We start from the raw sequence: 15,396 nt of genomic DNA on the forward strand, positions 1-15,396 counted from the left end.
TCAAGGCTGTGCTGGCGGCAAGTATGTGATGCGCGTCACAATGGAAAATATTAATATTTCTTATCGATACTTAATTTTTCCTTGAGAATGAGCGATGCCGACCCTCCGCATGTTAAGAACCTTTCGAGCCGTCGCGCGGACCGGATCATTCGCGGCAGCGGCCGGGAGCGTCGCGCTGACCCAGGCGGCGGTCAGCTTGCAGATGCGCGGGCTCGAACAGGCGCTGGGCCGGCAGCTGTTCGACCGCAGCGGTCGGCAGATCGCGCTGAGCCGCCACGGACAAGAGATCTGGCCGAAAGTCGAGCAGATTTTCGACCTGCTGGCCGAACTCGAGGCGACGCCGGCGGATTCGATGGTCGGGCCGGTGACCATCGGCGCGATGGTGTCGGTGATCGGCGCGCTGTCGCTGGTCGTCGCGCATTTGAAGGCCGCGCATCCGCAACTGGATGTGCGGCTGCTGTCGTCGCGCTCCGACGAACTGGCGCGGATGGTGGAGGCGGGTGAGGTCGATATCGCGGCGATCGTCGCGCATGCCGACACGACGCTGCCCGACACGCTGAAGTGGACGACGCTATACACGGAGCCGTTGATGCTGGTGGTTAGCCGCGAAATCGGCGACCACGATCCGCAGCGGATCCTGCGCATTCACCCCTTTCTGCGCTTCGACCGGCGGGTGCGTACCGGGCGCGTCGTCGAGCATGCACTGCAGACAGCCGGCGTGACGGTCAACGAATACCTCGAACTCAACTCGATCGAGACGATCGTCGCGCTGGTGCGCGAAAATGTCGGGGTCACGGTGCTGCCGCTTCTGCATCGCGGCAACTGGCAAAATGATCCGTTACTACGCGTGCTGTCGATTTCGGATCCGCCGGTGTTGCGCACGGTCGGCATGATCCAGCGCGCGTCGTATGACCGGCCCGGCATCACGCAGGCGATTATCGATGCGCTGCATAGCGACTGAGCGCGTGACCCTTCTAGCGGGTCGGCCGGGATTTATCAATGCCCGAAGCTTCGGGTATTAACGATTACGCCCAGCGACAAATTAGGCGAACCGCCAACCTGACGATTGCGTGAACGCATTGCTGACGCGATCTCGACGAGGATAAGCGGTTTTCGCACAGCGCGGCGAAGAGCTTGAGCGCGAAGTGGCCGACGCTAGAATGCGTAGTGCGGCTGCGGGATCGATGACAGGCGCAAACCATGCGAGCGCGTGGTGCGTGGGCAGCGGATGCAGCTTCAACGTGGCCGCCGTGATGATCCCAAGCGTGCCTTCGGTGCCAACGAACAGGTGTTTTAGATCGAGTCCGGTGTTGTCTTTGTGCAGTGCGCGCAAGCCGTTCCAGATCGTACCGTCGACGAGCACCACTTCGAGGCCGAGCACGTTGACGCGCGTCTTGCCGTAGCGCAGCACCCCGGTGCCGCCCCGCATTCAGCGCGGGGCGCGGGCGGGCACTTTGAGCGCGATACGCTGATAACCGAATACGACGCAGTGGGCAGTCCCGTACGGGATGCATTCTCATTGAATTTTCGGGAAGTCAGCATATAAATAAACCAGTTCGTTGCCCTCAACAGTAGTTGGGGCGAAGCCGAACTGGCAATAGCGGCCCGAATGCCTTTCTGCATTGGCTCGCCGCCGACATGAACGACCACGGGCAATAACATTCCGGAGCGACCTATGGCGGCGATACAGCACGTTTTCGTTCTGATGCTTGAGAATCGTTCTTACGACAGCGTGTTTGGATGGTCCAACCTGACGGGCGTCACACCCGGAGGTGAGACCACAACCGCCAACGGACTGCCGGCTACGCCCATAGTCAATTTCGGTCGAACCGGGACAGCTTATCAGCTAGGCAAAGGTGCGCCCTACGCCCTCGGCTTTGACCCGGGACATGAACTTACCGACGCCTGTGTCCAACTGTGCGGGCTACAGGTCGCCAGTGGGGATACCGTGCGTAACGACTCCCTCGTGTTCGGCCCGAGCGGCTATCCACCATTTGCGACGGACACTTCGACGATGGGCTTTGCCGCGACGTACGAAGACCATTCCGACACCGTAGCCGACGCTTTCAACGCCTTTACACCGGACCAGCTCCCAGTACTGAACTTCCTGGCCCGCCAGTATGGTGTATGCGATTACTGGTTCGCATCGATGCCGGGACCGACGTGGCCGAATCGTTTCTTTGCCGTGGCCGGCACCTCGTCCGGGCTCGACCATTCTCCGAGTGATGCGCAAGTTGTGGAAGCGGTGTTCTTCAACGCACCACTTTTCACTTTTCCGAACGGCACGGTTTTCTCAAAGCTTCCGGCGTCGGACTGGCTTATCGTGCAAGGCGACGTTGCACAGACGCGCGGTATTCACGGGATGCAAAATCTGCTCAGCCGTTTCGTTCGAATGGATACGCTGCTTTCTCGGCTTGCCGATAATTCATTGACCGAGAAATTTATTTTTATCGAGCCAACGTACGATGCCAAGAATGACTTCAGAAACGGCAATTCGATGCATCCGGCCGGCGACGTTCGCAACGGGGAAGCGTTGGTCAAGCAAGTGTACGACGCTGTCAGTGGTTCTAACCTATGGTCCGGCAGCGTGCTGCTCATAGTCTTCGATGAGCATGGTGGCTTCTTTGACCATGTGACGCCTCCGAATGCTGAGCCGCCGGGCTCCGCCGAAAACGGCCGCCTGAAAACCCACAACTTTGCGTTTGACAGGTTAGGCGTACGCGTGCCGGCCATCGTCGTCTCTCCTTTCGTTCCCGCTGGCACCATCGACCATTCGGTGTACGACCACAGTTCGATTCTGAAAACAACAGATACGCTGCTTGGGCTCAATGGAGCGCTCAACCTGACGGCGCGCGTGCGCGCAGCGGACAACTTCTCGAAGATGTTGAGCCTTTCTACGCCTCGTTCGGATATCCCGCAATGCCCGTCACCCGTCGCTGCGAGTGGTGACCCGCGGCCCACGAGCGAAGGGGCTCCGCGGTCGAAGGACCCTTTCCTGCCACTGTATGCGCATCGCTAGAACCGGCGGCTCACGCTTGTACATCCGGCGCCCGACAGACCATAAGTCGTTGGGAGTCGGCCATGGCCACACGGCGCCCCGACGGCTGCAATCTGTGGGCACATTGCACGTGCTGTCAAAGGGCGTCTATAGCTACTGGTACTTTCTCCTCAGCGCAAGCCGCACGACGAACTTGACACCATTCATGAACGCTAGCGGCAAGCTGATTGTTTTCCACGGCCTGCGTGATGCCAACATCTTCGCTCTCAAAGCACCGTCGGTTACTAGAAGAACGTACAGGCCGTCATGGGTGCGGCTACGGCCGACCAGTTCACTAGACTGTTTCTAGTACCGGTATGGACCGTTGCAGCGGTGGAATGGGCCCGAACCAATTTGGCCAGGTGAACTGGAAGCCCCCTTTGAGCAACGCGCAGCCCCCATTGGCGCCACTCAGCACCCGTTGGCGAAAAGTTTCCGTGAATGTCCTTGTACACGTTACGGTCCAACCCGTACCGCTTCAGATAGGGCGGGTTGATGCGCTCGTCGGGCGTAGCCGACTCGCCACGCGCGAGGTCCGTTTGCGCCAGGGCCCGCGTCCCGGCGGAAATCGCTCACGGCACGGCCGACAACCAACAGCTCGAACAGCAATGCCCCGCCAACTGCCATCCAAGTCGCGATAATGCAAAGCGAGAGCGCCCAAAGCACCCGCCTTCTGGTCGCCGGTGTCTTCATCACTGTCGACCTCCTACCGGCAACGGGATTCACCGCCATGCCCGGCGCTTCGTTCGCCATTCAAATGGCCGCTCGGCTTTGTCGCAACGGATTTGAGATGGTCGACGGCAGTCGTGTCAGACAGAGCGGCCCCCTTGCCTCGTCAGCAAGAGCCAAGCCGGTTCACGGTCCGGTACGGGTACTTCAGGCCCTTTGTAGAAGGTCAATCGCCTTTTCGGCATCGTCCAACGAGTCGACCGCGAGATACGCAATGAACTGCGTGCCAAGTACAGCGGCCGAGACGCCGCGAAGGTTGATCCCCCCATCCGCCAACATCTGGGTCAATTGCGCGATGATGCCCAACTCGTCCAGACCCATTACACGGATGGAGTGGAGGCTCGGGGTGACGCTGAACCCCGCCTGTGTGGCGGCACGGATCGCACTGTCTCCCTGTATCGGAGCGACAAACACGACTCCCTTACCCGATGCCTCTGGCGTTCGACGTGCCACGACGAACTGCAAGTCGACACCAGCATCCCGCAAGACGCTTAAGACCTTCGCAAGGCCTCCCGGTTTATCGTCGATGGTAGCTGCCCAAACCTCGACCCGTTCCACGCTCAGTTCCATGGCCGTCCCTCCCGACTCGAACCTCATAAGAAAAATCTACTTCACGAACGGCATGCGGGCAAGGACTGTCGGACTACGCGCCGGTCGGCGATCCGCGTCCAACTTGCTGCGACTGAGCATCTGTATCAAGATCAAGTCGCCTCATCACAAACAGGCGACTCTCATGACAGACGATCCCGATGTCGATCCTGCTACCGATCCCGACAAACTGAAAGGCCCAGGCGGCATGAGTTTGAGGCAGATCCACGAACAGGTGCAGAAGTCCGTCCAGCGCGACTGCGAAGCGCAGACTGCGCGCCACGCGCCCGCCCCGCCGCAAAGCCGCTGGCAGCGGTGGGTTCGCTATGTATGGGGCCGTAGCGGGCGGCGCTAACCGCAGTTTGATCAGGGACGTGCTGGTCGCAAAGCAGACTCGTTGCATCGTGAAGTCCGCGCTGCATCCACCCGGCTACCCATTTGGGTGGTGTGCGCCCCCCGTCGTTCTGTCATTGTGAACCCGTCGTCATAACGCTAGCTGGACAGGCGAGCAAAGTCGACGCGAAGCACTGGCAGGACGCACGCAATTGACAGGGGGCTTGAAATGGAAACCACATCCTCGAGCGGAAATCCTTTGATGGATCTCTCGGACAATCTGGCAGACATCGTCGCGCGAGTCGGGCGCAGTGTCGTCGCAGTACACGGCCGACATCGCATGCCGTCGAGTGGCGTAATCTGGCGACGTGGCGTCGTCGTGACGGCTGCACACACGCTCAGGCGTGAGGATGGCATCGAAGTCACATTGACCGACGGCCGTACGGTCGCCGCAGTCCTCGCGGGGCTGGATCTGGGGTCCGACGTCGGCGTGCTGAAACTGGACGACGTGGACCTCGACCCGATCGGTTCTGGCGACGCCCACTCACTGAAGCCGGGTCATCTTGCGCTCGCCGTCGCACGTGCGGACGATTCCGGCGTCAGCGCTGATTTTGGCGTGATCGGCAGCATAGGTGGTCCTTGGCGCACGTGGAAAGGCGGACAACTCGATGCGTTCGTGCGACTGGACGGCGGTCTGCGCCCGGGCTTCTCCGGGGCGGCCCTCGCGGACATGCGTGGGCAGGTCATCGGCATCTGCACCTCGGCACTGATGCGCGGCGCCGGCATCGTGATTCCGGGGATGACCGTGGAGCGCGTCACCGATGAACTGTTGGCTAAAGGGCGCGTCTCGCGGGGCTACCTCGGTGTCGGCACGCAGCGGGTCGACCTGCCGGACGCTTGGGTCAATAAAATGAACCTGTCGTTCAGCAGTGGATTGCTGATCAATTCGCTTGCGCCGGGCGGCCCTGCGGAGCAGGCGGGCGTGCTGATAGGCGATGTACTGATCGAACTGGACGGCAAGCCTTGCCGCGACATGGGTGACGTGAGTGCGGCGCTGGGCTCCGCAAGCATTGGGCAGCAGTTGCACATCGCCTTGATCCGAGGCGGCGAACGCCACGCGTGTTCGGTAACGATGGGCGAACGGCCCCAACGGAACTCATGCAGGTGACGTCCGGGAAGCGACCAAATGTCGGATGGACAGACGATACGGAGGGCGCCTTTACGGGTCGTAGTGATTGCGGCATCGTGGCAAGAGCGCGCAAGCCTGCAAGCGCTTGTCGAGGAGAACCCGGCACTTGAGTTCCTGGGTAGCGCGCCCGACGTCCAAAAGCTCGTCGATTGCCTCGCCGGATCGGTGCCGGATGTGGTCGTCACCGACATCGCGCCGGAGGCGAGCGATGCGCTCAGGACTCTACTCGAACTCTCGCCCGCGTCACCGTCGCTCGTCCTGTTGAGCGACGACCCGGACAGCGACTGGATCCTCGATGCGTTGCCCGCCGATGCGGTGGCTATCCTGCCGCGCAACGCGATGCCGGCTGAAATCGTCGTGTCCATCGAAGCCGTCGCCGCAGGCCTTTGCGTGCTGACGCCCGACGTCCTCGCAAGGCTATTGGCCGAAACAAGACCGTCGCGCCAGAAGGGATCCGGCGAACCGTTCGAAGCCTTGACGTTACGAGAGATCGAAGTGCTGGCGATGCTCGCCGACGGACTCGGCAACAAGGAGATCGCGCGGCACCTCGACATCTCGGACAACACGGTGAAATTTCACCTCTCGTCAATCTTCGGCAAACTCGGTGCGACCAACCGCACCGAAGCGGTGATGCTCGGCATGCGGCACGGATTCATCATGGTGTAGACAAGCTCGCGTTTCTCTACCCACGACACCAGACGACGTCATGCTCGAACGTTTTCCACCAACGCGGCAATCTGCACGAACTCGACATCAGGGCGTACACCGTAGAGACCGCTTACCCGGTCGAGCAGTTCATCGGTGAAGAACGCCTTGGCTGCGTCCTCTGATTCCCAAACGTAGAAGTTCGTGGCTTCACGCTTGGCGGAATTGAGCGTGAAAGCCTTTGAACGTAGCCCTGGCATTCCTTCAAACTTCGCACGTGCAGTCTCAGCAATCGTCCGCACGGCTCGTTCATCGAAATTGTCACCATAGCGAAACGTAACGAATACACCGATCATGTCGTACTCCTTTGGAGGCTGTTATCAACATTAGCTTCGACGGAAGAGTCCGTCTCGACGGGAACTGCACGCGCTTGGACTCGCGAATACATGTGTGGCCGCGCTTAGCTGGGTTACGTCAGTTCAATACGCTTGTTGTCAGGCGGCTCGCTCGATTGCGGGCGAGAAAGCGGTAGCGCAGACCTCCGGTTGCCTCGCCAGACACGCCAGGCAATGGCCGGGCTCAGCAGCGACGGCGGCGGGACCATCAGGTTGACTACCTTCAGAAACGCGGTTGCCAGCGTGCTGTCGCGGGTTGCGGCAACGTGAAGCCAGCCGATGTACCAGTTGATGAAACGCAGCATCGGCGGCCGCGGGCCCTTGACGAGCGGATTGCGAAGGTCGTTGCCAACCGCGATGTCCCACGCTATGTCGACGATTTTAGCGGCCTGCCTGAAGAACCGCCGCGCAAGCTCGTTCGAGCCCGCGCAACGCAGACACCGCTGCAGCGTCAGCGCCTCTTGCGCCGCGACCGTCATGCCCTGTCCGTAGACCGGGTTGAAGCTGCAGATAGCGTCACCGAAAACCAGGTAATTCCCGGGAAAGCGTGCAAGCGTCTCGTACCGGCGGCGCAGACTGTAGACGTAGCGGTAGCGCCTGTAGCCGCTCAACGGCTCCGCTGTGGCGACAATGTCATGGATTTCCATGGTCGGCAGCGTCGCCAGATACGCGAGAAAGCCCTCATCGTTGTCGGGTGCCTCGTCGCCGAGAACCCCCCCGGTACTGACGATCCAGCTGTCGCTCTCCTGTGCGAGCATGACGCCGTTGCGCCAGTTCGGCTCACTCCCCGCGACGATGATGCCGAGCTTGCCGTCAAGATCAGTCGGCCGACGTCGATAGGTCCGGGTGGTGTAGCCGATGCCGACCTCGACCTTCTCGCTGACGGGAGGTCGGTAGCCGAGCTCTTCGAGCCACATTGCGCTGGACGAGCCCCACCTCGAATCGGCAAGGTCAAGTCCGTATTGCGTCGCAGAGCGAAGCAGCCGAGGTGACGGTCGCCTGTTTGGGGAATACCCGGTTCAGAAGCATATCGTGCGCCTCTCGGTCGGGATCGGCGCAGCAATCGCCCGCTACGACGACCTGGTAATCGAGGTCAAATGCTTGACGAAGGGTCGAAAGGACAACACCACTGGTATGTACACCTGCGACCACAAGGGTTTCAATCGCTTGCGATTGCAAAATGGTCTGGAGATCGGTTCCGCTGAAAGCCCCGATACGATGTTTGATAACAACTGCCTCACCTTCGACCGGAGCAACAGCGGGGTGGATTTGCGCCCCCGGACTGCCAGCCTGGAGAAGCCCATTTTTGGCAATGAAAGAAAATATCGAGTTGCGCGGGCTGACTTCGGGATAGCCAGGACGAAAAGAAACAACGACATAAATGACCAGCATGCCAGCAGACCGCGCGGCAGCGAGCAATTTCGGCATAAGCGACAGGACCTCACTGGAATCGGTGGGCGCCATGAACTTTCCAAGGGGGTCTATCTGGTAATCCATCACTAGCAGGGCAGATTTGCTGGGGTCGACAAGAAGGGGGTTGGTCATGTTTATTCCGCAGTAAAAGCTTGGATGGACGGGGAACTTGACTAGCAAACAGGGGCAAGCATAACGTTATTTGAGTCTATACTCAAATAACGTTGTCTGGCCGACAGTGGCCCGAACTGGCAAACTTCAGGCATGTCTTCACGCCCCGAGAAAAAAACTCACCGATCTGCCGACGCGCGTTCGAACCTTGATCGCCCAGCACTCGCGCCCCAGCGCAGCGTTGGCCGAGAGCGCGTTGCAGCAGTTATGGCAGCCGCATCCAGGGTAATCCAGGAGCGCGGCTACGAAGCCGCAACGATGGCCGAGATAGCGGAACGCGCCGACACGAAAGTAGGTTCGCTCTATCGTTTCTTCCCGAACAAGGAGCTTCTCGCCGACGCGTTGATGCAGCGCTACGACGAACTGCGCGAAGTACAGTGTGCAGAAATCGATGCACGCGCCAGCGTCATGCCGCTCCATGAACTGGCAGATCGGCTGGTGAACTCCATCGCGGAGATTTATGACGAAACCAGGGCGCTGGTCGCCTTGCTGGACGCCCGTTCGGAATGGGCAGGCAAGCGCCTTGAATATCGCAAGAAAACGCTCAAACGTATCGCCCATACCCTACAACTCAGGGCGCCTACCCTGCCGGAAGACAGTGTCGGGGATATTGCTGTCGTCTTGCTCAACAATATGAAGACGATGGTCGCCATGACGCTTGACCGATCTGCCCCGTCGAGCCTTGGCGGGCCTGACGAGTTGCGCTTAATGAACCGGCTTTACCTTGCTCACAAGCTCGCCCCTTACGAGAGAACGTGATTGAAGGCACTCATCCCGCACGGCATGTGGAACGTCATACCACTTTAAAAACATATGTCGCACCCGGCTCACCACGAAACGAGATGCGTTGTTCGGATCGCTGAACGGGCTCCGCGCACAACCTCCTGTTGTTCCAAGCTTTGCGCAGCAGCCGTAGATTCTGCGGAGCCCCCAGCCCCCGCAAAAAAACCGGCCGCTGGCTGCATTTGCTACTGACTCAGGCCCGCCCGCACCCCGTTCGGACCCAGATGCAATAGGGATTGATCAAGGGAAGGGCAAGACCAGTTTGCTGCGTCATTGACGTTGCCTGACCCCGAGTAGGCAGCCTTTGCGGGGAAAGGACAAAGGGGCATTGTCCTTTGAACGCTCGCAGCCGGGTCATCGTTCGCATACTTGGTCGCCAGAATGCTGTCGGGCGCTTTTCCGCCCTCCACCCATTGATCGAGGGCGGTAAGCGCGTCAAAGCTGTTTGGACCAGAGCCGCCTACGCAGTGCTGCATCTCCGGTACGGGGAAAAAACGAACGGTCTTCTTCAAATTTTCGTACCCCCCGTTTGCACCTGCAAGACTCTTGTAGATATCGACCTTATCGAAAGGGTTCAAGACAGCATCAGCGAAGCCATCGTAGATGATTAGCTTCTTTCCCTTATCAATGAAGCTGGCGAGTTGAGACGGATTCGTCAGCGATCCACCTTGTACTGCGGAGAACAATTGTTGGCTGACAGCAGAGTTGATTACGTTCCCATTGATGAAAGCAGGGTTAGTCATATTGAAGGTCGGCTGATGGAAACCCAACATCGCTACAACTCCATAGGCGAGTTGCCAATCCACCGGCTGGGTTGTTATGGAACCGCCCGACCAGGGGAGGTAGCTGTTCGCATTCGCAACAACCAGATCGTTAGCGGTGTGTGCGCCAAGTCCCAGAATGTTGGAGCTTGGTCCGTTGGAGCTTGGCGAGATGACGTTTAAGCCAGACACCGAACCGCCGTGAGCAATAACATTTCCGGCGTCGTCTTTCACCGCTGTGAAATAGTCGTTAAGAGCTGCTGCTTGGGCTGCGGTTAATGTTCCATCGCTGACAAGGGAGGTCGCATCGAAGTTACATGCCGAGGGGTTTTGAATGAGCCCATCGCTTACCCCGTCAGCCGCGTCGCATTGCTTGAGAACCGCGGCGTTGATGGCGTCAAACTTGTCGTTTGAAATCGGCGCTGCCAGGAAAGCCTTGAAATTGCGAACATTCCAAATACTCGTTGCCGCCTGGCTGCTGTATGCATTTCCCGCTACGATCCCGTCGTAGTCGTCTGGATAGACGCTTGCCGCCATCAGTCCTTCTCGACCCCCGCCAGAACAGCCCTGCATGTACGAGAAACGTTCGTGCGACCCATAATACCCGCGAACGATCTGCTTCGCAGCGACACTCACTTGGTGATTCGCCCGATAGAAATAGTCCGTGACAGTTGCGTCGTTGCGCGTTCCGTCAGACGAGACCGCAAAACTGCTGTCGAGGTTACCGACGAAGCCAGCGCCGTTACCCAGGTGGCCCGCGTCGCCAGCTGCAGTGGCGTAACCCTTGCTCAACTGTTCAGCCGATGCTGGCTGGACATTTCCGTCGAAGCCAGCATTACCGTTGAAGAGGAATTTCTGATTCCACTTTGTAGGGAGATAGACCGCGAAATTCGCATGCCCTTGAGGACCGCCATCTCCTTCCGTCACGACACTGCCCGTAACTTGACAATGTGCGGGCAGTGCGCCGGACGCAGGAATCGCCGTCGCCGCAGTTATTGTAACGTTGGAGACGTTGAGTGCCGAAATGCTCTTCGCGGTACACGTCTGCGCGATCACTGATGGGGGCTCTAAATCATCATCACCGCCGTGACATCCGCTTAGCGCCGTGGCGATAAAAGAAAAGGACGCTATTTGTGTCAGGACGCAAAGCGGGCGTCGCCAATTCGTACGGTGATTTGGGCATTTCATAGCATGTCTCCTTGTAGTGAGCGGTCATAGCCGCTTCGGGCATTAGGAGACAAAGCGTCGTTAGTTATCTCTCAAAAACTTGCAGATTGGCACAATCTTGCTGTTGATATCGTCGTGGTAAACACCGACCGAAGGTGTAAGTTTCTGGTCAGATTATCAGCGTTGAATGCGAACATGAACACCTCGAAATTGCGTCGCTTCGACGTTGAGACCGGAAAGACCGAAGCATTCCATTCGCAAGGGCTGACATTGTGCAGTCCCGGCGCGTGGAATGGAATCGTCTTTGAACGTTGGCAGCATACAGGCAAAGCGGAGGCTTTAGATGAAACCATACTGCACGATCACGTCATAGCACTGAACCTCGGACAAGCAGCGGACTACGAGATCGCCTGGGCGGGAAATCCAATGCTGCGTCGGCGCTGCGACGGTGGGCAGTTTGCCCTGTTTCCGGCCCAGTTGCCGTATCGTGCTGTGAGGTACAGCGGGTGGGACGGAATTATCGTTGGAATCAACCGAACGTTGTTTGATGCTGCGATTCTTGGCTCTACGTCATTGGATCGGCTGCAACTAAGACCCTGTATTGCGGCCACAGATGGGCTCATACACCATCTTGTCCTCGCACTTCTCCAGGACGCAGTTGCCGACTGTCCCCAAGGGCCCGCATACGGCGAAAATCTCGTCCTGACGCTTGCCGCGCAACTCTGCCGTAGGTTCGGCCAAGTCGATATCGAGCCGGCTGCTCCAGCCGTCGGCATAACGCAGCTTCGGTCGGTACAAGACTATGTCGAAAGTAATCTTGAGCGCGCTATCCACCTTCAGGAGCTTGCTGAAATAACCGGCATGAGCCTGTATTGCTTTGCGCGCGCATTCAAGGCTGCCACGACATTACCGCCCCACAAATACATCACACAGAGACGCCTAATGGCCGCGAAGCGGCTCCTCGCTACGTCGAAGCTATCGCTAGTTGAGATTTCCCTGCGGTGCGGATTCAGCAGCCAGAGCCATTTCGGAAATTCATTCGCGCGCGAGGTGAAGCTAACCCCCGGCCAATACCGAAAATTGGCGAAAAACGGATAAAGAGATAACTGCTTCACCGGCTGCATCCAGGCGCGAGCGTCCGTAACATGGCGGCTCGCGTTTTTGTTTCTGCTGTGGCCGTCGAACTACTCTTTCATCGGCGCGAACGTCACACCACCATCCCACTCAAGCGAAGCCGCCCCACCGCATGATGCGCAGACCGCTTCGCCTTCGTGCGTGTCGTCAGGAAAATGCAGCTGGCCGCGATAACCACACGCGGCGCAGCGATAGACGTAGAGAACCAGACCGTCAGCCCCGGCGCAACGTTTCGACCGTCCATAAATCCTCCCGAAAATCCAATTGTAGACGGCTGCTAGGGCCGTCAGCGACTTCCGTGCACTCAATCCCTTGCCGACATTGCGCGAGCGGCCCCTAGACCGTTTTATCGCGTTTGCCGTGGGCGTGCATACGCTGTGCAATATCCTGCGGGTCGTGCTGACGAGGAACCGCGATGTATTTCAGCAGTGCGAGCAGCGAAGTCGTCAAAGAGGGCTTTTCGATATTCAGTCCGGCCTGAATAATTCGTTTTGCGCGGCGCTAGCCCTCATGCCTTGAAGACGACAGTGGTCGAGCGGTTGAGCAAAGCGAACAGAACAAGGATGCAAAAAGGCCGCAGCTTTCTGAGGATCATGCGCAGGTTGTGGCCGGCACCACACAGCACAGCGTGAATCGCATCACCGAGCGCGCCTTTGAGCCAGTTTCGATCGAGCTTACCGTCCGTCTTCATGTGACCAATGGCAGGCTCGATTGCGCTTCGTCGTCGGATCATTGCGCGCAGCTGGCGCGTGATACCGCGCCGCAATCCCGGGTGATAGATCTTCACTCCCTCGATAGCGAGACCCTTGTAACCGCGATCCACGATGGCGACTTCGGGCTTCACGTCGCTCAGGATCGCCGCCTGCTCCAACGCTTCAGCCAGCGTGTGACCGTCGTATGGGTTACCCGGCATCGAGCGGGCGCCAACCACAAGCCCTTCCTTGTGTGTCGTCGTGATCGACACTTTCACACCGAATTCGTAGGGTGTGCGAGCCTTGCCTTTCGTCAAGCAATCGACTTCTGGCGCATGCAGTGCGTACAGCTTGTTTTTGTCCTTCTGCTTGTGCGACAGGATCCGCCTCGTGCGACCGATCAACTCCTGCAGCGCGATGCGCCCAGTGTCGGCGACTGAATCAAGCTGACGCTCCACATCACGCATCACCCGCGCAACGCGCGAGCGCAACGTGCGAAGCGCCTTCTTCATGCGCTTGTACTGCTTCGCATGCGCGTAGCGGCCAATTTGACGTGCCAGGTGCGGCACCTCGCGATTGTGATTCTGCCGAAGCTTCAATTCTTGCCGTGCCGCTGCCTTCACCAGATGTTCGCGACACCGCTCAAGCAGACGCGAATCGGTTGGATGGGCGATCGCCTTTTGCATGAACGTCGTGTCAACGATTAGGCGCTTTGCACTTGAGGCCTTGATCACGCCCGCGCGCTTCGCCGCTTCGATCGTCGTGGCCAGCAGTTCTTCGACTCCGGCTTCGCCCAGACCCATTGCCAGACCACTTCCTCGTCCGACAGATCGAACGCATGCTGGAAACACAACAAACCAGCAATCAGCCTCGGTGATGTGGCCGGCCGACCTTTTGTGTGAGACGAAGCTCGCGCTCATCGAAGCATTCAATCCATCCCAGTTGATCAGATCGGCCAGATGCACCAGCGGATGCTTCAGATTGATCTGCTCGCGCAGAGGATGCCGGAACAAATCGCCTTCGCTCACTGCCGTCTTCGGACCCATCCAGACCTCGACAGAATTTGCAGGAAACCACCCATAATCTGCCAGGATCCTGCAAATCCAACAACAACTTTCCGCTCTAATCCCTTGCTGCATAGGGCTCTTCGCGGATTCATGCGGCTGTATTCGTCGCGCGGATCGTCATGGACGCTCAGCCCAAGTCGTTCGCTGGCTCCGCTGCTTTCGCCATGAAGAACGTCGTGCAGCAGAGCGTGCGGCACGCGGGCACGACGCCGGTCCTAGCCCGGAGCGCAGTAAGACCTTGCTCTTTACTAGTGAACGCACGCACTGGAGGGCACCGGATGTGCACCACGGCCGGGCGATTAAGCGCGCCTCCCACGTTTGCCTAAGCACCTTGAGGTGCCTTTAGTTCATGAATTTCTGAACTAAAGCTTTTTATGGTTGATATTTTTCTGCGCGCAATAGCGCGACATCATGGCTCCATTGAATGTTCCATTCCACGAAACGTCTCGAAGGAAAGCCAATGAAACTCCTGTGCGTTACGGGCTTAGCCCTTGCCTTGCTTTTCACGAGCGCCGCAAATGCCGATGAGCCGGCGGCGAACTCAGGCGTCACGGTCGCACCGAACGTTCTAAGAATCGGCATGGAGATCACCTATCCTCCGTTTGAATCATATTCGGGCAACGACGTGGTCGGCGCGGATGCGGACATCGCGCGTGCATTGGCCAAGGAAATGGGCCTTAGAGTTGAGTTCGCCGACACGCGCTTTCCAAACCTGATCCTCGGCCTCAACGCGGGTCACTTCGATGCCGTCATCTCCGCGATGTTCATCAAGCCGGAGCGCACGGCGCAGGCGAATGCGATCGCCTACGCGACAACTGGCGGCGCAATACTGGTGCCTTCGGGCGCGGCGACGAAGCCCGCGACGCTTCAGGACCTTTGCGGCATGAGGGTCGGTGTCGAGCAGGGCAACGTATGGGCATCGACGCTCGCAGGCGTGTCGGATGGCTATTGCAAGTCCAATGGCAAGGGCGCGATCGCCGTGAGTTCATTCCCGTCCGCACCCGAGGCATTTCAGGCTTTGATGTCGAACAACGTGCAGGCGCAATTAGAAGTCGCACCTGCCGCGCACGCGCTCGCGGCGAAATCGTCGGGACGCGTGGCGGTGTCCTCGCCGAACCTCATCAACCCGGTATTGCTCGGCATCTATACGAAGAAAAGTAATGCGGCGCTCACCGCAAGCCTCAACGATGCGCTTGCGAAGCTGAAGAAAAGCGGAGAGTTCGGTCAGATCCTGGCGAAGTACAGCCTGCTTCCTCCGTCGCAGCTTCCCTGATCTTCCGCATTTTTGTATC

Annotated in this window: 14 protein-coding genes and 2 pseudogenes; 8 read left to right on the plus strand and 8 right to left on the minus strand. The window is 58.8% G+C overall.

The features are described from left to right. The first annotated feature begins 94 nt into the window (after window positions 1-94). A complete protein-coding gene (locus tag B0G69_RS20365) occupies window positions 95-961 on the plus strand; it encodes a LysR substrate-binding domain-containing protein (protein ID WP_121320468.1) in 867 nt (288 codons plus the stop codon). A 195-nt stretch (window positions 962-1,156) separates the two neighbouring features. Here B0G69_RS20365 and B0G69_RS20370 read toward each other — a convergent pair. Then, window positions 1,157-1,423, minus strand: a pseudogene (locus B0G69_RS20370) (FAD-binding oxidoreductase); the annotation flags it as partial. Window positions 1,424-1,675: 252 nt separating this feature from the next. Between B0G69_RS20370 and B0G69_RS20375 the strand changes: the two are divergent. Then, window positions 1,676-3,019 (plus strand): alkaline phosphatase family protein, encoded by a 1,344-nt coding sequence (locus tag B0G69_RS20375; RefSeq protein ID WP_121320470.1) that lies wholly within the window; start codon window positions 1,676-1,678, stop codon window positions 3,017-3,019. An 894-nt stretch (window positions 3,020-3,913) separates the two neighbouring features. Here B0G69_RS20375 and B0G69_RS20385 read toward each other — a convergent pair. After that, a complete protein-coding gene (locus tag B0G69_RS20385) occupies window positions 3,914-4,336 on the minus strand; it encodes an ACT domain-containing protein (protein WP_121323787.1) in 423 nt (140 codons plus the stop codon). A gap of 163 nt (window positions 4,337-4,499) precedes the next feature. On the opposite strand from B0G69_RS20385, the gene B0G69_RS20390 reads away from it, so the two are divergent. The 3 genes from B0G69_RS20390 (at window position 4,500) to B0G69_RS20400 (ending at window position 6,542) form a co-directional block, all read left to right on the plus strand. Beyond that, window positions 4,500-4,709, plus strand: a complete 210-nt coding sequence (locus tag B0G69_RS20390; protein WP_121320472.1) for a hypothetical protein — start codon at window positions 4,500-4,502, stop codon at window positions 4,707-4,709. Window positions 4,710-4,949: 240 nt separating this feature from the next. Next, a complete protein-coding gene (locus B0G69_RS20395; protein ID WP_121320474.1) occupies window positions 4,950-5,855 on the plus strand; it encodes a trypsin-like peptidase domain-containing protein in 906 nt (301 codons plus the stop codon). Window positions 5,856-5,873: 18 nt separating this feature from the next. Beyond that, the gene (locus B0G69_RS20400; RefSeq protein WP_121320476.1) at window positions 5,874-6,542 is read left to right on the plus strand and encodes a response regulator transcription factor; all 669 of its coding nucleotides are present in this window, start codon (window positions 5,874-5,876) and stop codon (window positions 6,540-6,542) included. Between the two features lie 38 nt (window positions 6,543-6,580). Here B0G69_RS20400 and B0G69_RS20405 read toward each other — a convergent pair whose 3' ends face one another. The 3 genes from B0G69_RS20405 to B0G69_RS20415 all read right to left on the minus strand — a co-directional run bounded on the left by B0G69_RS20405 (window position 6,581) and on the right by B0G69_RS20415 (window position 8,461). Continuing rightward, on the minus strand, window positions 6,581-6,877 hold the full coding sequence (locus tag B0G69_RS20405) for a YdhR family protein (protein ID WP_121320478.1): 297 nt from the start codon (window positions 6,875-6,877) through the stop codon (window positions 6,581-6,583). Between the two features lie 113 nt (window positions 6,878-6,990). Further along, window positions 6,991-7,833, minus strand: coding sequence for a hypothetical protein (locus B0G69_RS20410; protein ID WP_241991406.1), 843 nt, complete (start codon window positions 7,831-7,833; stop codon window positions 6,991-6,993). 34 nt (window positions 7,834-7,867) lie between these two features. After that, the gene (locus B0G69_RS20415; protein ID WP_121320480.1) at window positions 7,868-8,461 is read right to left on the minus strand and encodes a cysteine hydrolase; all 594 of its coding nucleotides are present in this window, start codon (window positions 8,459-8,461) and stop codon (window positions 7,868-7,870) included. A 246-nt stretch (window positions 8,462-8,707) separates the two neighbouring features. On the opposite strand from B0G69_RS20415, the gene B0G69_RS20420 reads away from it, so the two are divergent. Then, entirely contained in the window at window positions 8,708-9,259 is a 552-nt protein-coding gene (locus tag B0G69_RS20420; protein WP_121320482.1) for a TetR/AcrR family transcriptional regulator, read from the plus strand. A gap of 209 nt (window positions 9,260-9,468) precedes the next feature. Here B0G69_RS20420 and B0G69_RS20425 read toward each other — a convergent pair whose 3' ends face one another. Further along, window positions 9,469-11,232, minus strand: a complete 1,764-nt coding sequence (locus B0G69_RS20425) for a tannase/feruloyl esterase family alpha/beta hydrolase (RefSeq protein WP_121320484.1) — start codon at window positions 11,230-11,232, stop codon at window positions 9,469-9,471. A 174-nt stretch (window positions 11,233-11,406) separates the two neighbouring features. On the opposite strand from B0G69_RS20425, the gene B0G69_RS20430 reads away from it, so the two are divergent. Continuing rightward, window positions 11,407-12,309 (plus strand): AraC family transcriptional regulator, encoded by a 903-nt coding sequence (locus B0G69_RS20430; protein ID WP_121320486.1) that lies wholly within the window; start codon window positions 11,407-11,409, stop codon window positions 12,307-12,309. Window positions 12,310-12,853: 544 nt separating this feature from the next. On the opposite strand, the pseudogene B0G69_RS20440 reads toward B0G69_RS20430, so the two are convergent. Further along, a pseudogene (locus B0G69_RS20440) lies at window positions 12,854-14,083 on the minus strand (IS5 family transposase). Between the two features lie 393 nt (window positions 14,084-14,476). Beyond that, a complete protein-coding gene (locus tag B0G69_RS41650; RefSeq protein WP_206751804.1) occupies window positions 14,477-14,695 on the minus strand; it encodes a hypothetical protein in 219 nt (72 codons plus the stop codon). Between B0G69_RS41650 and B0G69_RS20445 the strand changes: the two genes are divergently transcribed. After that, window positions 14,685-15,377: a transporter substrate-binding domain-containing protein gene (locus B0G69_RS20445; RefSeq protein WP_199731297.1), complete on the plus strand. Its 693-nt coding sequence runs from the start codon at window positions 14,685-14,687 to the stop codon at window positions 15,375-15,377. The two genes, B0G69_RS41650 and B0G69_RS20445, sit on opposite strands and share 11 nt — an antisense overlap. Window positions 15,378-15,396 lie beyond the last annotated feature (19 nt).

The sequence above is a fragment of the Paraburkholderia sp. RAU2J genome (genome assembly GCF_003634845.1).
GTDB lineage: Bacteria > Pseudomonadota > Gammaproteobacteria > Burkholderiales > Burkholderiaceae > Paraburkholderia > Paraburkholderia fynbosensis.